Annotated in this window: 17 protein-coding genes, 1 tRNA gene and 1 other RNA gene; 8 read left to right on the top strand and 11 right to left on the bottom strand. The window is 64.7% G+C overall.

The features are described 5' to 3' along the window. The first annotated feature begins 5 nt into the window (after positions 1 to 5). Positions 6 to 602, top strand: a complete 597-nt coding sequence (locus tag ACIQLI_RS00595) for a TetR/AcrR family transcriptional regulator (RefSeq protein ID WP_400383925.1) — start codon at positions 6 to 8, stop codon at positions 600 to 602. A 70-nt stretch (positions 603 to 672) separates the two neighbouring features. Here the strand turns inward: ACIQLI_RS00595 and ACIQLI_RS00590 are convergent, their stop codons facing one another. Together ACIQLI_RS00590 and ACIQLI_RS00585 are read right to left on the bottom strand one after the other, a co-directional pair. Next, positions 673 to 2019, bottom strand: a complete 1347-nt coding sequence (locus ACIQLI_RS00590) for an aspartate kinase (protein ID WP_400383923.1) — start codon at positions 2017 to 2019, stop codon at positions 673 to 675. Positions 2020 to 2164: 145 nt separating this feature from the next. Then, complete coding sequence (locus ACIQLI_RS00585) at positions 2165 to 2692, bottom strand: DUF427 domain-containing protein (protein ID WP_400383921.1); 528 nt, start codon at positions 2690 to 2692, stop codon at positions 2165 to 2167. Between the two features lie 105 nt (positions 2693 to 2797). Here ACIQLI_RS00585 and ACIQLI_RS00580 point away from each other — a divergent pair, with 105 nt between their 5' ends. After that, complete coding sequence (locus tag ACIQLI_RS00580) at positions 2798 to 3883, top strand: hypothetical protein (protein WP_400383919.1); 1086 nt, start codon at positions 2798 to 2800, stop codon at positions 3881 to 3883. On the opposite strand, the gene ACIQLI_RS00575 is transcribed toward ACIQLI_RS00580, so the two are convergent. The 6 genes from ACIQLI_RS00575 to ACIQLI_RS00550 all read right to left on the bottom strand — a co-directional run bounded on the left by ACIQLI_RS00575 (position 3880) and on the right by ACIQLI_RS00550 (position 9687). Then, positions 3880 to 4470 carry a dihydrofolate reductase family protein gene (locus ACIQLI_RS00575; RefSeq protein WP_400383917.1) on the bottom strand — a complete coding sequence of 197 codons (591 nt, stop codon included), beginning with the start codon at positions 4468 to 4470 and terminating at the stop codon, positions 3880 to 3882. The two genes, ACIQLI_RS00580 and ACIQLI_RS00575, sit on opposite strands and share 4 nt — an antisense overlap. A gap of 37 nt (positions 4471 to 4507) precedes the next feature. Continuing rightward, a complete protein-coding gene (recR, locus tag ACIQLI_RS00570; RefSeq protein ID WP_354229015.1) occupies positions 4508 to 5107 on the bottom strand; it encodes a recombination mediator RecR in 600 nt (199 codons plus the stop codon). Positions 5108 to 5140: 33 nt separating this feature from the next. After that, on the bottom strand, positions 5141 to 8359 hold the full coding sequence (locus tag ACIQLI_RS00565) for a DNA polymerase III subunit gamma and tau (protein ID WP_400383915.1): 3219 nt from the start codon (positions 8357 to 8359) through the stop codon (positions 5141 to 5143). Positions 8360 to 8392: 33 nt separating this feature from the next. Continuing rightward, an RNA gene (gene ffs, locus ACIQLI_RS00560) (signal recognition particle sRNA small type) lies at positions 8393 to 8489 on the bottom strand. 98 nt (positions 8490 to 8587) lie between these two features. Continuing rightward, on the bottom strand, positions 8588 to 9133 hold the full coding sequence (locus tag ACIQLI_RS00555; RefSeq protein ID WP_400384768.1) for a M15 family metallopeptidase: 546 nt from the start codon (positions 9131 to 9133) through the stop codon (positions 8588 to 8590). Between the two features lie 230 nt (positions 9134 to 9363). Then, a complete protein-coding gene (locus tag ACIQLI_RS00550) occupies positions 9364 to 9687 on the bottom strand; it encodes a hypothetical protein (protein ID WP_400383912.1) in 324 nt (107 codons plus the stop codon). 304 nt (positions 9688 to 9991) lie between these two features. On the opposite strand from ACIQLI_RS00550, the gene ACIQLI_RS00545 reads away from it, so the two are divergent. After that, positions 9992 to 10076: transfer RNA gene (locus ACIQLI_RS00545), tRNA-Ser, on the top strand. Positions 10077 to 10141: 65 nt separating this feature from the next. Here the strand turns inward: ACIQLI_RS00545 and ACIQLI_RS00540 are convergent. Then, complete coding sequence (locus ACIQLI_RS00540; protein ID WP_089593622.1) at positions 10142 to 11071, bottom strand: LysR family transcriptional regulator; 930 nt, start codon at positions 11069 to 11071, stop codon at positions 10142 to 10144. 123 nt (positions 11072 to 11194) lie between these two features. Here ACIQLI_RS00540 and ACIQLI_RS00535 point away from each other — a divergent pair, with 123 nt between their 5' ends. Continuing rightward, positions 11195 to 14656 (top strand): bifunctional proline dehydrogenase/L-glutamate gamma-semialdehyde dehydrogenase, encoded by a 3462-nt coding sequence (locus ACIQLI_RS00535; RefSeq protein ID WP_400383909.1) that lies wholly within the window; start codon positions 11195 to 11197, stop codon positions 14654 to 14656. A 215-nt stretch (positions 14657 to 14871) separates the two neighbouring features. Here ACIQLI_RS00535 and ACIQLI_RS00530 read toward each other — a convergent pair whose 3' ends face one another. Continuing rightward, positions 14872 to 15795 (bottom strand): oxygenase MpaB family protein, encoded by a 924-nt coding sequence (locus ACIQLI_RS00530; RefSeq protein ID WP_400383907.1) that lies wholly within the window; start codon positions 15793 to 15795, stop codon positions 14872 to 14874. 100 nt (positions 15796 to 15895) lie between these two features. After that, the gene (locus ACIQLI_RS00525; protein WP_400383904.1) at positions 15896 to 17338 is read right to left on the bottom strand and encodes an MFS transporter; all 1443 of its coding nucleotides are present in this window, start codon (positions 17336 to 17338) and stop codon (positions 15896 to 15898) included. Between the two features lie 115 nt (positions 17339 to 17453). On the opposite strand from ACIQLI_RS00525, the gene ACIQLI_RS00520 reads away from it, so the two are divergent. From ACIQLI_RS00520 to ACIQLI_RS00505, 4 genes are all read left to right on the top strand, one after another. Then, positions 17454 to 17831: a MarR family transcriptional regulator gene (locus ACIQLI_RS00520; protein ID WP_354229031.1), complete on the top strand. Its 378-nt coding sequence runs from the start codon at positions 17454 to 17456 to the stop codon at positions 17829 to 17831. Positions 17832 to 17894: 63 nt separating this feature from the next. Next, positions 17895 to 18350: a prevent-host-death protein gene (locus ACIQLI_RS00515; protein WP_400383901.1), complete on the top strand. Its 456-nt coding sequence runs from the start codon at positions 17895 to 17897 to the stop codon at positions 18348 to 18350. A 314-nt stretch (positions 18351 to 18664) separates the two neighbouring features. Continuing rightward, a complete protein-coding gene (locus ACIQLI_RS00510; protein WP_400383898.1) occupies positions 18665 to 20332 on the top strand; it encodes a M23 family metallopeptidase in 1668 nt (555 codons plus the stop codon). A 120-nt stretch (positions 20333 to 20452) separates the two neighbouring features. After that, on the top strand, positions 20453 to 20935 hold the full coding sequence (locus tag ACIQLI_RS00505) for a glutathione peroxidase (RefSeq protein WP_400383896.1): 483 nt from the start codon (positions 20453 to 20455) through the stop codon (positions 20933 to 20935). Positions 20936 to 20948 lie beyond the last annotated feature (13 nt).

Below are 20948 nucleotides of genomic sequence, written 5' to 3'. Positions count from 1 at the left end.
AACGGATGTCTACGACGAGGGCCCGGGGCCAGTACGCCAAGGGGGCCGAACGCCGCGAACAGATCATCCAGACGGCAACCGATGTCTTCGCTACCGAAGGATTCGAGGGCACTGCACTCAAGCGCGTTGCCGAGTTGGTGGGCGTCAAGGAAGCCACGCTGTTCCACTACTTCAAGGGCAAGCAGGAACTGCTGACTGCCGTCCTTGCCGAACGGGATCGCCGCTCGCTTGCCGTTGGCGGCGAGGTGGAAGTGGGCCTCAACCTGATGCCGCCCATCGCCGAACGGAACGTGCGCGAGCCCGGACTGACCACGCTCTACGCGGTCGCCTCAGCTACTGCCAACGATCCCGGGCATGCCTCACATGGCTACTTCAAAGAGCGGTACCAAACGGTGGTGCGGGACATCGCCGTCGACATCGAGCGGCGCCAGACATCCGGCGAGGTACGCACCGACGTCGACGCCGTCATGCTGGCACGGCTGACCGTGGCCGCCTTCGACGGGCTCCAGCTGCAGTGGCTGTATGACAAGGACGTGGACATGGCTGACGGACTCCGGCAGCTCATTGACGTTCTGCTGGCACCGTCCCACCCAACTGAGTAGCAGATAAGGCCGTTCTGAGAGCTCAGAACGGCCTTATCTGCTACTTACATGGGGCGTTGCCCGGGTGAGGCTAGCGGCCGGTGCCGCCGTAGACGGTAGCCTCGGCGTCGCCGTCGAGCTCAAACGCATTGTGGATGGCGCGGACGGCGTCATCCAAGGCGTCCGCGCTGGTGACCACGGAGATGCGGATTTCCGAGGTGGAGATCATGTCAATGTTGATCCCGGCGTCGGAGAGGGCCTTGAAGAACGTGGCAGAAACGCCCGGGTGTGAACGCATGCCCGCACCGATCAGGGAGAGCTTGCCGACGTGCTCGTTGTATTCAATGCTCTCGAAGCCGATCTGGCCTTCGGCAGCCCGCAGGGCGGCCAAGGCGTCGGCGCCTTCGACGATGGGCAGGGTGAACGAGATGTCCGTGCGGCCGGTGCCGTGCGTGGAGACGTTCTGGACAATCATGTCGATGTTCGAGTGCGCATCGGCGATCACCTGGAAAATCGCGGCAGCCTTGCCGGGGATATCCGGAACGCCTACTACGGTGACCTTGGCTTCGGACCGGTCGTGTGCAACGCCGGAGATGATTGGCTGCTCCAAGGCAACTCCCTCTTGAATGTTGAACTTTTCGTCGGCGCCGGGAATGACCCACGTGCCTTCGTGCTGGCTGAATGAAGAACGGACGTGCAGCGGCACCCCGAAACGGCGGGCGTATTCGACGCAGCGCAAGTGCAGGATCTTGGCGCCGGAAGCGGCCAACTCCAGCATTTCCTCGCTGGAGATCCGGTCGATCTTCTGGGCGGACGCCACCACACGGGGGTCGGCGGTATAGATGCCGTCCACGTCCGTGTAGATCTCGCAGACATCGGCTTCCAGCGCTGCGGCCAAGGCTACAGCGGTGGTGTCCGAGCCGCCGCGGCCAAGCGTGGTGATCTCGTTGGTGCTGCGGCTCATGCCCTGGAAACCGGCCACGATGGCGATGTGTCCCTTGTCCAGCGCGGTGCGGATGCGGTGGGGGTCGACGTCGATAATCCGCGCCTTGCCGTGGATGCCGTCGGTAATCATGCCGGCCTGGGATCCCGTGAAGGACTGTGCGGAGGCACCGAACTTATTGATGGCCATGGCAAGCAGGGCCATGGAAATTCGTTCGCCTGCGGACAACAGCATGTCCATTTCGCGGGCGGGAGCGGAATCAGTGACCTGCCCCGCGAGGTCCAGGAGTTCATCGGTGGTGTCACCCATTGCGGAGACAACAACCACAACCTCGTTGCCGGCCTTCTGCGCATCCACGACGCGCTGTGCGACCCGCTTGATGCCATCGGCATCGGCAACCGAGGAACCGCCGAACTTCTGAACGATCAGCTGCTTGGTAATGGCAGCCTCGTTGGAGAGCTCTTCGATCTTCACTTCGGTAGTGGGCATAGTCATGCGCGCACCCTCACTGCATCAATAGGGTTCGAACGCGGCATGCCAAATTCCAAATTTGAGCACGCCAACGTAGCTTATTTGCCCAGTTTATCGCCGCGCACTGTCCCTGCAGGAATTGTGACCACATGGCGGCTACCGGCGATGACTACCACCCGGCAGTGCCCGGACCACCCTTGAACGGGCCAACGATCTGCTGTGTGATCCACCCTCCATAGAAGTTGCCTTCCTGGAACGTCACCCGCTCGCCGTCCACCTCGCATGAGTCCATGTGCTCCGGGTACAGCGCCACCCTGCTGCCCAGCGCTTCGAAGCCCCGTGTGGGGCTTGGGTAGGTCCACCCTGCCCGCTCAACCACTGTCCCGCCGGCGATGATGGTGAAATAGCAGGCCTCGCCCTTGAACTCGCAGAAAGTGGTGCCCCCAACAGGGACCAGCGCACCCTCCGGGAAGGCGTCCAACGGCACGTAGTAGACAGGAGGATGGCTGGTCTCCAGGACCCTGACGGAGTCCGTGGTGTCCACAATCACCTGACCTCCAAGCCGCACTACAACCCGCTCGGATCGAGCCTCTACCTTGGGCGGCCGCGGGTAATCCCATACCGATTCCTGGCCAGGGGCCGGCTTGATGGGACGGGGACGCCGGAAGACGCCGGAAACACTGCGATGGGAGACCATGCACCCATGGTGGCACCCTCGGCTGGGATCTCCCCGTGAAGTTTTCGACGTATCGGTGGTGGCGTGCCCGGCGTACCATCCACTTCATGAGGACTTCGGCAGGCGATGGCCGGCGTACCTGACCACACGGGCGGATCGGGTCCGGCGGGCCACGAGCCCGAATACGAAGTGATCGGCGGCGTGATCGACGATCAGCCCTCCGGTGTGGCCCGCCCACAGCCAGGAGCCGGATCCCCGCCCCGAACCGCCGGAAACTTTGGGGCCGCCGCAGCGGAGGCTTGGGGGAGTGCCCGGACATCCTTTACCTCGTGGTGGTTCTGGCTTGCCTGCGCAGTGGGAATCTCCGTCGCCTGGGGCTTAGCCGCGGCCGCGGTTTCCTTTGCAGAAGCCAACGGATGGTTCGATACCAGAATCGCAAGTGCCAGCTACCTGATCACGGCAGTATTTCTGGCGCTCGCTGCCGCCGTGCTGGGAGCCGCGTGGGGCTTCCGGCATTCCCACGGCCGCTTTCTTGTCCTGTTGCTGGCTGGAGGTATTCGAGGAACGGCTTTGGGCGCGCTCGGTGGTGGTGTTTTGTTCCTGGTGGGCGCCAGCGTCGGTGGGCCGATGGCACTGGCCGTTGCCGCCGTCGTCGTGATGGTCCTGGAAGTGGCCCTCTTCGGACTGATCGGTGCGGGTGCGCGGGCATGCTTTGCGGCAGCGGCGCCGGCGGCGGCATTGACCGCTGTGGTGGTGGCTTTCCTGTGCGTGGGAAACGTGGTGGCCACCCTTCTGCTCCTTCCCGGGACCACCGTGATGGACCAGGCTTCAGTACCGGTGAACGTGGAACGAGACGATTCCGGCAGGATCCTTGCCTACGAATGCGTGGGTGATCTCCGCCCGGTTGAAGTGGTCCACACAGAACGGGTCGCCTGGCTGGCGGCAGCCAACCCGGCCCTGCTCCTGGGAAGCGTGGGCGCCGACGTGGTGCCTATGGACGATGAACTTGGGTGGGTGCTGGCAGGCCTGCAGTGGGCCGCCGATGGGCCCTCACGGGAAGTGCCGTGTCTCGGGGGAGAATCGAGCGACGGGCTGGCACCTTCCATGCCCGTTGCTCTGACAGGCTTGGCGCTCCAGTCCTTGGTGGCCGCCCTGGTGCTGGTACCTGGCCGGTGGCTGAGGGCCCGGCGACAGGCGGCGGACCCTGTCTAGGCCCCTCGGCGCACGTACTCGGAAATCACGACGCCGGAGCCGAACGCCGTCGTCGAGACCTCTTCGAAGGTGCTTGGCTGGTAGGCGCCCGGCGCGAAGAGCGGTATGCCATTGCCGAACAGGAGTGGGCTTCGTTTAAGAACCAGCCTGTCAATCTCACCGGAAAGCTGCGTAGCCAGTTGGCCACCTCCACACAGCCAGATCGACTTTCCCGGCTCGGATTTCAAGCGGCGCACTACCTCCACCGGGTCCTCATGGGTGAGCTCCAGATTTGGTTGCTCGCCCGGGATGTCTTCCTCGGTTCGGTTCCGGGAAAAGACAACCTGCTGGAGATGCTGGTAGGGGCTGGTCATGCCGGCAGGCAGACCCACCGCGTAGGTGTTCCAACCCATCACCACGGTGTCGAAGGTCGCTTTGATTTGGTTTATGCCCATGGCGTCCGCGGCCACTGTCGGTATGGCTTCCGGGAATCTCTTAATTTGGGCGGCCATATGGTCGCCTTCCACGGGAAACGCGTCGAATTCGCCTCCGGGACCGGCAATATACCCATCCAGGCTGACGGCAACGTAGTACACGAGTTCTCGCACGGGACCCCCATCACGGTTGTTGTTGGTGATTGCGAGACTACAACAAGGCGTTGCGCCTGCCCTCGAAGGCCCTGCCGAGGGTAACTTCGTCGGCATACTCCAGGTCTCCACCCACCGGCAGGCCCGACGCCAATCGTGTGACCGTGATTCCGATCGACTTGAGCATGCGGGCCAAGTACGTTGCAGTCGCCTCGCCCTCAAGGTTTGGGTCGGTGGCGATGATGATTTCCTGGATGGCGCCATCATTGAGGCGTGTGAGGAGTTCCCGGATCCGCAGCTGCTCCGGACCGATGCCCGCGATGGGATTAATGGCCCCTCCGAGCACGTGATACCGGCCGCGGAAGGACCGGGTGCGCTCCACGGCCAGGACGTCTTTGGACTCCTCAACCACACAGATGACCGACGGGTCGCGGCGCTGGTCGCGGCAGATGTTGCACTTTTCCTGCTCGGTCACGTTGAAGCACACGGAGCAGAACTTCACGCGTTCCTTGACCGTGGTGATGGCTGAGACCAGGCGCTTCATATCCTCGGGGTCGGCCTCAAGAATGTGGAACGCCAGGCGCTGCGCTGATTTGGGGCCCACACCGGGAAGCCGGCCGAGCTCATCAATCAGCTCTTGAACTGCACCTTCGTACACAATGTCCTCGTTAGTTTGAAATCAATGCTGGAGTCAGCGGGGTTGCAGGGGAGAACCGTCCAAGGCGCGCTCTTCAATCAGCTTTCCGCCCAGAATACGCTCCACCGCAGCCCGCCCAAAGACGCGGGACTCTTCGATGGTTTCGTCTTCCGGGCTGGGAATGTCGTCCGCGACCGACTCCGGCTTCGCCTGCGTCCTCACCGGCGCCTGGACACGACCCGCTTGGGCTTCGGGGCTGTTGGTCAAGCGTTGGTACAGGCTTTGGCGGCCATTCGGATTTCCCGACGGCGCGGCCTCCTCCAGCGTTGCAACCGAACCATGCGCTTCCTCGGGTTGGGTCGCCAAGGAGGGCCAGGTGGGCGGGGCGCCGCTTCCCCCGGGGGCGCTGCTGCTGACGGCCGGGGCGCCACTGCTGACGGGCTCGGGCATCGATTGCGTTGCGGGCCAGCTCGACGCCGGTGCGACGTCCCAGCTGGAGCTTGGGTTCTGCTCCGCGTTGGTCGGGTGGCCGTAGGCGCCGGTGGTTGCTTCAGGAACCTGGGCTGCGGCCGGCTCGTAGTCGGGGGCCTCCGCTGCGGCCGCTGTTTCTTCGGCCGCTTCGGCGGGCTTCTTGCCCACGTTGGATTCCGTGCCCACTACCCACGTACCCGGCGCTTGCTCGACTGCCCTGGACCAGGGGTCGTTGGACGCCGACGCCGGGGCGGAGCCGGCAGAGGGCGAAGGCGCAGCCGCTGTTGCGCTGCTTGCTGGGGCCGCCGGTGCTGTCCTTGGTTGGCCGTAACCCGAGGGGGGCTCCCAATCCGCAGGTGGCTCTTCGTCCAGGGGCGGAGCGTCCTCGTCGAGCGGCGGACCCCAGTCATCGTCAGGGTACGAGTAGTCGCCGGAAGGCTCCGGAGTCTGAGGAGCGGCGGGGATCGGTGTGGTGGGTGCTTGCGTTGAAGTAGCCGGTTCCGGCATGTGGGTAGCCGGCGTCGGGGCCGTGGGTGCTGGTGGTGCGGGTACTACTGGGGCGGGGGCAACTACCGCCGCGGCGGGTTCTGCAGGGGCAGGGGTTGCCTCTGCTGGCACGGATGCTGCTGCCGGTGCGGCGGCGGGTGCCAGACCCCACGCGGAGTCGACAGCTGACACCGGTGCCGGCGCCGATGCTGTTTCGGCAGGCGACGACGTGACGTTGGCCGCTGCTGTCTCGAGGGATTCAGCACCCGCCGACGCCGGGGCGCCCGCTGGTGCTGCAGCAGCCGGAGTTTCCCGGCTAGTAGGTGCTTTTGGGTTTGGCTCAGAGCTCGCTGAGCTGTTGCCGCCAGCGACCGCGACGATCTGGCAGTCGATGCCCAGGGTCTTGTGAATCGCCTGCCGAAGGTTCTCGGAATGATCCGCACGTCCGAACGCACCTGCAAGGCCGCCGGTTGTGAATGCCAAAGTCAGGACCTGGCCGTCGAACTGGGCAACCTGGGCATTCGGTTCCACGAGCGCCCAGGTGCTGCGCTTGATCTTGGTCAACGTCTGCAGGACATCCGGCCATGCACGGCGCAGCGCCTCAACGTCTCCGGTTCCGCCGGATGCGGGCGCTCCACTGGAAGCAGGCGCTCCACCGGATGCAGCCGCTCCGCCGGCCGTGTTCGGCTGCGGTGTCGGTGCTGGCGCCTGCGGTGCGGCTTGCGCTGGTGCGGACTGTGCCGGCTGCACTGGTTCAGGGCGCACTGGGGCTGGCTGGGTGGGTGCCGCCTGCTGTGGCTGTGGCGTTGCTCGGGCTGGAGGAGGTGTCGGTGCCTGGGCGGGTTCGGGGTGCTGTACTGGTGCCGGGGCAGCAGCTTGGGTTGCGACCTCCTGCGCAGGAGCGGACTGTGAAGGGCGACCGGAGGTTTGACGGTCCTCCACTGGCCAATCACTGGTGGATACCCGAGGCGCCGTCAGGGAATCCCGTGACGCAGGCTCAGGAGTCGGCTCGGACACAGCCGGCGCGGCGGGGATAGCGGGTGCGGGCTGGGATACCGGCGCGGCTTGGGCAGCCGGCGCGGCTTCCCGCACAGCAGCCGCAGCAACCGGCGGGCCAGCAGCAACAGCAGGCGCGCCGCCGTCGCCCGCGTAATTCAGGCGACGTTCCACGCGGTCGATGCGGGCAGCAATGCCTCGCTCGGTCTGCTCAGCGCTGGGCAGAAGGATGCGCGCGCACAGCAGTTCAAGGTGAAGGCGCGGGGACGTGGCGCCCGTCATCTCGGTGAGGGCGGTGTTGGTGACGTCCGCTGCCCGGGACAGTTCGGCAGCGCCAAGGTTGGTTGCCTGGTTGCGCATCCGGGCGATCTGGTCCGCCGGCATTCCACGAAGAATGGCCTGCGCGCTCTCGGGCATCGCTTGAACGATGATGAGGTCGCGGAAGCGTTCCAAGAGGTCCTCTACGAAGCGCCGGGGGTCGTGACCTGTCTGGATGACGCGGTCCACGGCCCGGAACACCGTGGCGGAGTCGGCCGCGGCAACGGCATCTACGATGTCGTCCAGCAAGGAAGCGTGGGTGTAGCCGAGCAGGGCAACGGCAAGCTCATAGTCCAGGCCATGGGGACCGGCACCTGCCATGAGCTGATCGAGGACGGACAAAGTATCGCGAACAGAGCCGCCGCCTGCGCGGATGACGAGGGAGAGCACGCCGGGAGCGACCGGAACGTTCTCCTGCTGGCAGAGGAGCTCGAGGTACTGCATCAGCGGCTCTGGCGGCACCAGCCGGAAGGGGTAGTGGTGGGTGCGGGAGCGGATGGTCCCGATGACCTTGTCCGGCTCCGTGGTGGCGAAGATGAACTTGATGTGTTCCGGCGGCTCTTCGACGATCTTCAGGAGCGCGTTGAAGCCTGCCGACGTGACCATGTGGGCCTCGTCAATGATGAAGATCTTGTAGCGGTCGCGGACCGGGGCGAAGGTCGCGCGTTCGCGGAGGTCCCGGGCGTCGTCAACGCCACCGTGGCTGGCGGCGTCGATCTCGATGACGTCCAGCGAGCCGGAGCCGCCACGGGCAAGCTCGATGCAACTGGGGCATTTGCCGCAGGGGGTGTCAGTGGGGCCCTCGGCGCAGTTCAGGCAGCGGGCCAGGATGCGGGCCGACGTGGTCTTGCCGCAGCCGCGGGGGCCTGAGAAGAGGTAGGCGTGGTTCACGCGGTTCTTGCGGAGCGCCGTCATCAGCGGCTCTGTGACGTGTTCCTGCCCGATAACGTCCGCGAAAGAGTCCGGGCGATACCTTCGATACAGGGCAGTTGTAACAGTCACAAGTGAAACCTACCTATAGAGACTGACATTTAAATAAGTGACCCCTCATGCACCCGCCAGAGCCCATCTACCCTTGCTACCTTCCGGTCCTGGGGGAGTTCAACAGGATGACGCCACATGAGGGGCCGTCGACAAGCTTACCCGAACTTGGGTTGGGGTTCGAATCGGCTCGAAGGGCTGTGGATAAGGCTCGACGGCGGGTGGCTGGGTTCGCGCGCCCGGCTTCGGCTAAGGAACGTAGTCCGGCGCGTCCTCAAGGCCGAGGTAGCGTTCCAGGGCGCCCAGGTCCGCAGGATTGGAGGCCTTCCAAGCCTCAAGGGACCCGGCGAGTTCTTTGCCCACGTACCGAAGGTGCCATGGTTCGTAGGTGTAGCCCGTGATGGCCTGGGCCCCTGCCGGATAACGGATGATGAACCCATATTTCCAACCCTCTGATGCCGCGAAGCGTCCCACCGGAGTATCGGCAAAGCACGCTTGCAGGGCGCAGGCGCCGTTGGAGTTCCCGATATCCATGGCCAACCCCGTCTGGTGCTCGCTGTGTCCTGGGCGGGCAGCAAGAGTGTCAGCAGTCTCTTGGCCGTACCGTAAAACGTAGTCGTGGTAGAGGCTCTGCTGCTGCGCATAAGACCGGTATCCGCTGACAGCGCGCACATTGACGCCCCCAGCTTTGGCGGCCTTCACGAAGGCGTTGAACGCCGTCGCCGCTTCTGACCGCAGCCGTTCCGTGGACACCCGGGTCAACGTGGGCGGGACGTAGGTGGATGGAGCCAGCATGCGGTGCTTATTCACTACGACCTGCAGGCTGCTGGCAGAGTCGATGTCGTAATCGGCCGCTACAGCGGCCTGGGGTGTGATCAGCCCGAGGGAGAGCAGCGCCCCTGCAATCCCCAGCCAGTATTTACGCAGCTTCATGGGTGCCTCCGTGGCTGGTCCTTTATGCGATGTGGTGACTTTACGCCCGCAAAGTGCCGCGGACAACGCCAGTCACTTTCGGTTTCCGCGATTTATCGCCAGCCATTCACCGGCCACGTCATGAAAGCTGGCTCCTCATAAGGGTGGGCGGCCCGCAGAGCCCGCACGACGCCGTCGAGCATGTCCTCCTCCACCACGCACTCGACCCGGATTTCCGGCACCTGCTCCTCAATCCCCACCACGCCAACGGAGGGTTGCGCTCCTGGCAGGGGAGTGAAGCGGCCAGTGCCCGGCGACGTAAAGGCGCAGTGGGAGTAGTTGCCGATCCGCCCGGCGCCGGCGTCGCCAATGGCCAAAAGGACTTCCTCGATATGCGTCTCTGGAACGTAAACCACCAAGGCGTGGAGCTGCTTCATGGGAACATCCTGTCAATAAACTTCGGCTACAAACAGGTCTCAACCATTGCAAAAGCCGGTACCACAGCGGACCATGGGTATGTACACCGATTGGGGCAATCTCAAGATTGTGAGCTGCAGGGCCTGGGAGCGAGGGGCCGGACCCGGCAGCTCAACGATGTACCGCAAGAATGGGCGCGTTGGGGGCGTCCATTTTTCCGTTAACGGGGCAGTTTCCAGCGCCTTCCACGGGTAGTCATTCGGCCCGATTACACGTTGCCGAAATTCTCAGGTACAGTAGTATCTGCTTTCGAATCGGAAGCAAGGAGAATTCGCCTAGCGGCCTATGGCGCACGCCTGGAACGCGTGTTGGGTTAACGCCCTCGGGGGTTCAAATCCCCCATTCTCCGCGGTTGGCCCCAGTCCTTGGACTGGGGCCTTTTGCGTTCCCATCGGGTTCTTGCACGGCCGGACGCTAGTCCGCGTCAGCTTGCTGTTCGGCGTCCTGCTGCTGCGCCGCCGCCACTCTTTCCAACACTTCGCGGCAGGCTGCGGTTGCGGGGTGGATGCGGCCGGCTGTCCTGGTGGAGGTGAACACGGTCCGCTTTGGCAGGGCTGGAAGATCCAGCAGTTGAACGGTACGCGAGCGCCCGGTCCAGACAAGGTCCGGCATGAGTGCCACGGCGTTGCCGGACTCAATGAGCCGGATCTGTGCTTGGAGGTCGGCTGTTTCGTACCTGACGTCGGGTTCGAAGCCTGCAGACCGGCAGGCCTGCTCAGCCCAGTGCCGTGACGCTGCGCCTCGGGGTTCCATGACCCATGGCATCGAGGCCGTGTCCGCAAGGGTCGACACCGTTTCGCCGCCGAGTCCCACCGGGGGAGTGGCCAGGCGGATGGCATCGCTGGTGAGGGTGACGCGGTCCAGCCCGCTGTGGTGCGGGGCAGCGTGGCCGGGGTATTGCTCGGCCACCACGAGGTCGAAGTCCCGCGCCCACGTTTCGTACAGGGCGGTTTCGGGCTCGCGTTGGGTCATCTCCACGCGCACCTCGGGATACTCCTGCCGCATGATGGTGAGGAAATCCGGCAGCAGGGCCAACGCCGCGGACTGGAAGACTGCCAAGCGAACCGTTCCTGTGACCATGGAAAGCGAGGCTGCGAGCTCGGTTTCCGCACGTTCCAGCGTTTCCAGCAGCGCCGCGGTGTGTGCGACCAGGATCTCCGCTTGCGGGGTCAGTTGCACGCGTCGCCCCGCTTTGCGCAGCAATTCCACGCCGGCTTCCTTCTCCAGGAGGGTCAACTGTTGGGAGACCGAAGATGGGCTGTACTGCATGGCATCGGCCACCTCCGCGAGGGTTCCGCGGATCTTCAACTCGTGCAGCAAACGCAGCCTGCGGACGTCCAGCACGGGGGCCTCCAAAAGATCGGGATGGGTAATCAATATTCGTCAGAAAAGATCGCTTTTCCTAACGTGATTGTAGATCCATACTGATGGAAACAAACAAACTTCTCCGTCCCAGAAGGAGCCCCCATGACCAGCACCATCCCGGATGCCACCGCCCCGAGCAGCCAGGATTCCGGACACTTCGACGCCTTGGCGCAGGAAGCCATCGCCCTGGTCCGCCACTGGCTCACAGAAGCCGGCAAAATCCCCGTGGACGTCTCCGCGCAGCGCCTTGCCGGCGTCTTGAAGGACCCCAACGGCCTGGACTTCACGGTTGGATTCGTCGACGGCGTCATCCGCCCCGAGGACCTGTCGGTCGCCGGCCGTAAACTCGCAGAGCTGGCACCCAAGGTGCCCAAGTTCCTCCCGTGGTACATGCGCAGCGCTGTCCGCGTGGGTGGCGTCATGGCGCCGATCGTCCCGCAGGTAGTTATCCCGATCGCCCGCCGCGTGCTCCGCGAAATGGTGGGCCACCTGATTGTGGACGCCACCGACGCGAAGCTCGGCCCGGCCATCGCCAAGATCCGCCAGGACGGTGTGCACTTGAACGTGAACCTCCTCGGCGAAGCCGTTCTGGGGGAGCACGAAGCGCAGCGTCGCCTGGAAGGCACCCTGAAACTCCTGGCCCGCGATGACGTGGACTACGTTTCCATCAAGGAATCCTCCACCGTGGCACCGCACTCCCCGTGGGCCTTCGACGAAGCCGTCGACCACGTGGTGGAGAAGCTCACCCCGCTGTACCGCCTCGCCGCGTCCTTCCCCAAGCCCAAGTTCATCAACCTGGACATGGAAGAATACAAGGACCTCAGCATGACCATCGCGGTGTTCAAGCGCCTCCTGGATATGCCGGAGTTCAAGAACCTCGAGGCCGGCATCGTCCTCCAGGCCTACCTTCCCGACGCTCTCGGGGCCATGCAGGAACTGCAGGAATGGGCCACTGCACGCCGCGCCCAGGGTGGTGCTCCCATCAAGGTCCGCGTGGTCAAGGGCGCCAACCTTCCCATGGAGCAGGTTGAAGCTTCGCTTCATGACTGGCCGCTGGCCACCTGGGGTACCAAGCAGGACTCGGACACCAGCTACAAAAACGTCATCAACTACGCCCTCACTCCGGAGCGCATTGACGCGGTCCGCATCGGCGTCGCCGGACACAACCTGTTCGACGTCGCCTTCGCGTGGTTGCTTGCCAAGGAACGCGGCGTAACGAAGGGCATCGAATTCGAGATGCTCCTGGGCATGGCAACCGGCCAGGCCACCGCAGTCCGCAAAGACGTCGGCAGCCTCCTGCTTTACACACCGGTGGTCCACCCCGGCGAATTCGACGTCGCCATCGCGTACCTGATCCGCCGCCTCGAAGAGGGCGCCAGCCAGGAAAACTTCATGAGCGCCGTCTTCGAACTGAGCGAAAATGAAGCCCTGTTCAAGCGCGAGCAGCAACGCTTCCTGGACTCCCTGGCAGGCATGACGGCAGAAGTTCCCGGTCCCAACCGCCAGCAGGACCGCCGTCTCCCCGCAGAGCCCGCACCGCTCGAGGGCTTCAGCAACACCCCGGACACCGACCCGGCCCTCCCGGCCAACCGCGCCTGGGGCCGCGACATCCTCAAGCGCATCCCCGGCTCCACCGCCGGCAACAAGATCGTCGATTCCACCAAGGTCTCCGACGCCGCCGAGCTGGATCGCATCATCGCTACCGCCGTGGACCACGGCAAGGCCTGGGGAGCCCGTCCGGCCGCCGAGCGCGCAGCGATCCTCCACCGTGCCGGCGAGGTCCTTGAAGCACGCCGCGCCGAACTCCTGGAGGTCATGGCGTCCGAGACAGGCAAGACCATCGACCAAGGCGACCCCGAGGTCAGCGAAGCAATCGACTTCGCGCACTACTACGCCGAGCGCGCCAAAGACCTGGAAACGGTCGACGGCGCCACGTTCGTCCCAGCCAACCTCACCGTGGTGACACCGCCGTGGAACTTCCCGGTGGCGATCCCCGCAGGCTCGACGCTTGCAGCGCTCGCCTCAGGCTCCGCCGTCGTGATCAAGCCTGCAAAGCAGGCCCGCCGCTCCGGTTCCGTCATGGTGGATGCGCTCTGGGAAGCCGGCGTGCCACGCGAAGTGCTGGCACTGGTGCAGCTTGAAGAGCGCGAGCTCGGCACCCAGCTGGTCTCACACCCCAGCGTTGACAGGGTCATCCTCACCGGCGGATACGAAACCGCTGAACTGTTCCGTTCCTTCCGCCAGGACCTGCCGCTGCTCGCGGAGACGTCCGGCAAGAACGCCATCATCGTCACCCCGAGCGCTGACCTGGACCTGGCTGCCAAGGACGTCGTGTACTCGGCCTTCGGCCACGCAGGCCAGAAGTGCTCGGCTGCCTCGCTGGTGATCCTGGTGGGTTCGGTGGCCAAGAGCGCCCGCTTCCACAACCAGCTGATCGACGCCGCCCGCTCCCTGACGGTCGGTTACCCCGAGGACGCCACCACGCAGATGGGGCCGATCATCGAGGCGGCCAACGGCAAGCTCCTCAACGCCCTCACCACCCTGGGTGACGGCGAAACCTGGGCCGTCAAGCCCGAGCGCCTCGACGAAACCGGCCGTTTGTGGTCCCCGGGCATCCGCTCGGGCGTCAAGCGGGGCTCCTACTTCCACCTCACCGAGTTCTTCGGCCCGGTCCTGGGCGTCATGACCGCCGAGACCCTCGAGGAAGCCATCGCCATCCAGAATGAGATCGAGTACGGCCTCACCGCCGGCCTGCACTCCCTGGATTCCGCTGAAATGGGCGTCTGGCTGGACACCATCCAGGCCGGAAACCTCTACGTCAACCGCGGCATCACCGGTGCGATCGTGCAGCGCCAGCCGTTCGGTGGATGGAAGAAGTCGGCAGTCGGGGCCGGAACCAAGGCCGGTGGACCGAACTACCTGATCGGCCTGGGCAGCTGGCTCCCCGCCGAAGCCAAGGCCAAGCGTGGCACCGTACTCCAGGGTGCGGCCGCGCAGCTTCTCGCTGCTGCCAAGTCCGCGGACGTTTCCGGAGATGAGCTGCAGACCCTGCAGCAGTCACTGTTCAGTGACGCCGCAGCGTGGGAATCCGAGTTCGGTACCCGAAAGGACGTCTCCGCCCTGTCCGCCGAGCGCAACGTCTTCCGCTACCGCTCCCTCCCGGTCACCATCCGCCTCTCCGAAGGCGAGCGGCTCGCTGACCTGCTCCGCGTAGTAGCAGCCGGCGCAGTGGCGGGTTCGAAGCTGACGGTGAGCTCCGCCGTCGTACTTCCCGACGCCGTAGTGACGGTCTTCGCGAACCTGGGCGTCAGTGTCCGGATCGAGGACGACGCCGCGTGGCTGGCCCGTGCGGCAAAGTTCGACGCCGGCCGGATCCGCCTGATCGGTGGCGACTTCACTGCGCTGAGTGCAGCCATGGGTGGCCGTCCGGACGTCGCGGTCTACCACGGTGCTGTGACCCAGGCTGGCCGGATCGAGATGCTGCCGTTCCTCCGCGAGCAGGCTGTGTCCATCACCGCCCACCGCTTCGGCACCCCGAACCACCTGTCGGATCACCTGATCTAGTGAGTCCCGCCGAGGGGTGAGTTCTCGGCAGTAAGCACGCTTCAAAAGGTTGAAAGCCAGCCCCTCGGCGACGTCCACACCACGTGGGTTGACGCCGAGGGGTTGGCTTTCGCCTTTAAGGGGTCCGCGCCGAGGGGTGAGTTCTCGGCAGTAAGTGCACGTGAAAAGGTTGAAAGCCAGCCCCTCGGCGGACGTGGGGGAGAGCGAAAGGCACCTCAAGCCTCGGCGTACCCCAGCCTTTGCAACCTTCGGCGGGCGGCTAGCTCGCTCGGTCCGTGGGAGCCCAGGGCAAACCGGACCATTCCCAGCACGGCCCTGGCAGCGGTGACCACCGGTAAAGGAACTGGCCCAACCCGCGGGGCGCGAAGGCCTAGTAAGTCCCGATACTTGGGCTCAAGGCTTGCGACGGCGGCCGCGAACAGGATGCGGTAGCCGGGCGCCAGCAAGGGGCTCAGAGGCGGATTCCGGATGAAGGACACCGTCTCGGCCAGGCGTTCGTCGGCCCGGAGTATCCCCGAGGCGTACCAGTGCTCCAGCTCGTCTCGAACCTGGGCCTCGGTGAGTGGCGGGTCAACAACTCCCATCAGCCGTCCCGCCGCGGCCCATTCCCGGACGTAGGCGTCCGCACCCCCGGGGATCGGCCTGCCCCAGATCCGGTTGGCAGTGAGGAAGGAGTCCGCGTAGGTGACGTGGACCCAGCGGAGGAGTTCGGGATCATTGGCGGCGTATTCGCGCTCCACACCCAGTCCGTCAAGGTAGGTTCCCCGGACACGCTCGTGGATCTTCCGGACCCGTGCGGTCGCGGCCTCGGCGGCCTCCGTGGAGCCGTACGTCACCGTGAAGATCCACCGCACGGTGTTGGCGAGCCGGCCCAAAGGGTCTTTTTGGAAACCGGAGTGCTCGTACACACCGGCAAGGGCGCCGGGATGGAGGGCCTGCATCAGCAGGACGCGGATGCCCGCCACGATGGTCGCAACGTGCCCGTGCACCGCCCAGACGGCCGACCCCGGAAGGTGATATCCGGCGTCGTTCCCGTCTGCCAGCCGTGGCACCCACTCCGGAGGCGTGCCCGACGTTCCCGTGAAGGTGCGCTGCAGTTCATGCCTGTACTCGGTGAGGTAGTTCCTCATAAATTCCATGAGACCTCCATTTGGCGGAGGTGTACAGAGCAGATTGTGTACAGATAATGCCCTTATGAGGGTCACATAAGGGCATTATCTGTACGAAAACTCCGGCGGGTCAGGAGCGGACGCGGCGCCTGCTTGGTGCCGCTGCCACCAGCAGGGCGGCGATCGCGACGGCGGCGCTCAGGATCAGTCCCGGCCGGTACTGTTCCAGCATGGCTTGGGCGCTGACGGTTCCGGCCGCTTGGCCGTGACCGCTGACCAGCGCTGTGGTGACCGCCAAAACCAAGGCGGCGCCCACCTGGGTGCTGGTCTGGATCAGGCCGGCGGCCAGTCCCTGCTCCGAATCCTTGATCCCTGCGGTGGCCTGGACGTTGATGGATGGGAAGGCCAGCGCAAACCCGACGCCCAGCAGGACTACCGACGGCAGGATATCCAGCACGTAGTTGGGCGTAGTGCCGACGCGGAGGAACAGGACGTAACCCAACCCCATCGCGGTGAGGCCTGCCAGAATCAGCTGCGTGGCGCCGAACTTTTCGATGAGCTTGTCCGCGAAAGGTGCGCTGGTCGCGACCAACAGGCCGGCGGGCAGCAAGGCCAACGCCATGCCCAGCGGGGTCCAACCGAGCACCGACTGCAGGTACATGGTGACGATGAACTGGAAGCTCAGGTAGGACCCGAACAGACCCACCGCGCTGAGGTTGGCCCGAGCCACCCAGCCTTCCTTGAGGATGCTGAAGCGGATCAGCGGGTGCTTGACCTTGTTCTCGATCACCGCGAAGGCTGCCAGCACGGCAACGGAAACTGCGAATCCGGCGATTGTTGCCACAGATCCCCAGCCCTGTTCCGGTGCTGAAACCAAGGTGTAGACGAGACCAAGCATGCCCAGGGCGAGGGTCACGGCGCCCCAGACATCGTGCCCGCTTTCCTCAACGGACGGCTTGTCCCTGGGAATGAACTTCATGCCCAAGAGGACAACCACCACTGCGATCGGCACCGAGACCAGGAACGTCCAGCGCCAACTCAGGCTGGTCATGAGACCGCCCACCACCAGGCCCAGCGAGAAGCCGCTGGCGCCGAAGGTCGTGAAGATGGACAGCGCCTTGTTGCGCTCGCGCCCCTCCGCGAAGTTGGTGGTGATGATGGAGAATCCTGTGGGCGCGGTGAAGGCGGCCGCGAGTCCCTTGATGAACCGGGTGGCGATCAGGATGGCGGGGTCGTCCACCAGTCCGCCAAGAAGCGATGCCGCGGCGAAAACTGTCAAAGCAATAAGGAAGATACGACGGCGGCCCAACAGGTCCGCGAGTCGGCCGCCAAGGAGCAACAGGCTCCCGTAGCCGAGGACGTAGGCGGAGACGATCCACTGGAGCGAATCGGTTCCGAGATTGAGTTCCTGTCCGATGGACGGCAGGGCAACGCCAACCATGGAAACGTCCAGCCCGTCGAGGGCCAAGACGGTGCAGACAACCATCAGCAGCAGCCACTGGGCGCGGGTCCAGTGAACGGCTGAAACCAAAGGCGGCTCAGTTGAGGTTTTGAGGGTGGTGGGTGATGTCATGCGCTTCAATCTATATGACGCGTCATTCAATGACAAGGACTACGATGACATGTCATTGGATGACGCAGAATTGTATGACGTGGATTCAAATCGCGTCATGAACTAGAATCGGCACATGGCAACGACGCGTGACCGTCAACTGGTTGAGCAGTGGCGCAGCATCCAGAACTCCTACTTCCGCACCGCAGGAGCGATCGACCGCGCCCTCGAAGCCAAGTTCGACATTGGGCTCAACGAGTTCGAAATCCTGGACCTCGTGGCTGAAAGCGAAGAATCAGCCTGCCGGATGAAGGCCCTGGGGGAGCGTACCCCCATGACGCAGAGCGCCGTCTCCAAGGTGGTGGACAGGCTCGAAAAGGCAGGACTGGTGTCGCGCCAAACCTGCATTGACGACCGCCGCTCCCTGTTCCTGGAATTGACGGACGCCGGCCGCGCGCTCCACTCCACGGCCGCCGTCGAGCACCGCGCGCTGCTGAAGGAAAACCTGGGCTAGGTAACGCCCCTTGGGCTAGTGGACTAACGGACTTCAGAATACGTTCTGAGTAAGTGTTGTTGTATGAGCGGAGCACTGCTATCGAAAACGACATTCAAGTCTTCTGAACTCAGCCGCGCATCGGCAGACGTCTTTGCGGCCGCGGTAGATCACCCTGTCCAGGTAACCCGACGCGACGGCGAATCGCTGGTGCTGATGTCCGAGAGTGCCGACAAAGCGCGCGATGCACTGCTGGATCTCGCGGCGCACCTCGTTGCGGTCTCCACCACCGCCGAAGGGACCCTGGCTGGCCGCATGAGCGACCGCTTCCCCTGGATGTTGGCCCTGAGCCTGGCTGACCAGGAAGCCTGCGCGACTGCTGTGCTAGCAGCAGCCCGTGCCTCGTTCGCCACCCATCAGCCCCACCTCGCCATTGCCGAGCTTACCTCCTGGCGTGAAACGGCCTCGGCTATCGCAGCGGGGCTGGGCAAAGAACCCGTGGAATGGCTCGATGAAGCCGAAGCCGTCGAACGCCCGTAGCGCAGCACAAGCCGACGCTCAAGGGCGCCGCCCGCCTCTGGTTCTACGTTGAGGGACAGGTTGTCTACTTGGAGCATGTCCACACCAGCCGCCCCAACGCAACGAAGTAGCACTTCCCTCCGCTGCGCCCATTGACCCGTCACTATCGTTGACGCTTGCACTCAGATCGAAGCTCAAGACATCTTGAGCCAAAACTGAGCCAACCTTTCGACAGAAGGCACCCGCGAAGCCTTTATTTCTCCCCTGATACCCGCAACAATGGTGCTTGCACGCCAGGCTGGGGTTTGGTGCCGCTGGCTTTTGGGGAGTGTTTTGTGGGCAAGCATCATGATTCAGACCGGGCAATAGACCTGATCCGTGCCGAAGGATTCCATCGCGTTATCATCGCGGGAAGCCTCGCAGTTCTGGCCTTCTTCGCCTTCGGCTTCCAACCGCTCAATGCGGTCCCCACCAGCGCGGTTGATACTTCCTTGGCGCAGGGCGTCGTGGGGCCCACGGCATTGGGCACCCTGGTGCCGCCGGAGGCCGAGACACTCGTCATCGATCCCATGCCCGAACCTCCGGAACAACTTCCCGGCACCCCTATGGTCTACTTTGACCGCGCCATGGTCCGGACTGTCAGCAAAGACGGTTCCACGGGCCTCACGGTAGCTTCCGCCGGGTTGTCCCGTCCGCCCACCGGTGCACTGTACGCACCCCTTGAGGTCCTGAACCTGAGTTCCAACTATGGCTACCGCTACAGCCCTTTGACGGGCTTGGCCGGCGAGTTCCACTGGGGCCAGGATTACGCCGCCGCCTGCGGCACGCGCGTTTACGCGGCCGACGCCGGTGTGGTCCGGGCCGTCGGCTGGCACCTCTGGGGCGGCGGAAACCGCGTGGAGATCGAACACGGAAACGGCCTGGTCACCACCTACAACCACTTGCAGGCCATCGGCGTCACCAAGGGCCAATCCGTCCGGGTTGGCGAGGTCATTGCCCAGGTTGGCACTACCGGCTGGTCCACAGGATGCCACCTCCACTTCGAGACAATCGTGAACGGCCTGCACACCAACCCCAACGGCTGGACCTACCTGCCCATGCGGCAGATCGATCCGCTGCAGACCATCTCCATGGTCAACTACCAGCCCGGTGTTGGAACGGGAACGTCCGCGGCTCCGGTATGGGCCGTTCCGGTAGCCGACGGCACCAACCGCGCCGTCATCGGCGGAGAGCACGAAGAGCCCGAGCCACTGCCGGTGGTGGTTCCGCCTACTACCACGACGCCGGGCGCCACGACGCCGCCGGGCACCACGACGCCGGGCACCACGACGCCGCCGGGCATCACGACGCCACCGGTTACGCAGGCACCCGCTCCAACGCAGAGTCCGACGGCGACCGCCTCACCGTCCGCGACGGCAACGCCGACTCCAACCCCGACGCAGACTGCTACGCCTACGCCGACCGCTACGCAAACTGCTTCACCCACGGCCACGCCTACGCAGACAGCTACTCCGACTCCGACGCCTTCGCCGACCACCACGGCGCCGGCTACCACCACGGCGCCTGCTACGACCACGGCGCCTGCCGCGAAGACTGTGGCACCGCCAGTGACGTCGTCGGACGCTTCCGCGCCCACCACCGTCGTGCCTCCTGCGGCTCCAGCCCCGGCTGCTCCCGCTCCTGTGGCACCAGCGCCGGCGGCACCCGCTGTGGTTGCCCCGGCCGCTCCAGCTCCGGCAGCGCCGGCCGCAGTAGTCCCGGCGCCTGTAGTGGTCGCTCCGGCACCTGCCGCGCCGGCCGTCACGCAGGCCGTGGCTCCTGCTCCGGCACCCGTAGCCCCGGTGGCTCCTGTGCCTGCTCCGGCTCCCGTCGCGGTGCTGCCGTCGACGCTCCCAGCGGTGGTTCTTCCGCCTGGATATGTCCTGGTAGCACCGGACAAAGTTCGCCTGCCCAATGGCACGGTGGTCCTGTTGTCCACCCTGGTCCTTCCTCCGACGCCCTAGAGGTCCCTACGCTGAGGGCACACGAATCGCCGGCATGCCTGCGTTTCGCGCCCCAAAGCCGGCTCCCGTAAGCTCGATGGCGGCAAGCCCGCCAGCCGACGTCGTCAGGAAGCGAACCCCATGACCAGCCTGTACAGCATTCCCCTCACCTTCAACGATGGCTCAGAAGCGGACTTTGGCCGGTTCGAGGGGAACGCAGTCCTGGTGGTCAACGTGGCTTCCGAGTGCGGCTTCACACGCCAGTACGCCGGCCTCGAAGAGCTGTACGGCAAATACCGCCATCAGGGCCTGGAGATCCTCGGCGTGCCCTGCAACCAGTTCGGAGGGCAGGAACCCGGCGCGGATGACGAGATCGCGGAATTCTGTGAGCGGAACTTCGGCGTAACCTTCCCGCTGACCAGCAAGGCAAACGTCCTGGGGAAGCAGCAGCACCCCCTGTTCGCGGAGTTGACCCAGGGTGAGGACGGCCAGCCCGCCAAGGTGAAGTGGAACTTCGAGAAGTTCGTCATAAACCGGGGCGGAGATCTCGTGGCGAGGTTCCCATCCACAGTGGAGCCTGACTCCGAAGACCTTGTAAAGGCAGTGGAAAAGGCGCTGGCATAAAGCCATCAATTCT

Source organism: Paenarthrobacter sp. NPDC091669 (assembly GCF_044756725.1).
GTDB lineage: Bacteria > Actinomycetota > Actinomycetes > Actinomycetales > Micrococcaceae > Arthrobacter > Arthrobacter bambusae_C.
The sequence above is the reverse complement of the archived record's forward strand: the minus strand, read 5'-3'. Positions and strand labels throughout refer to the sequence as shown.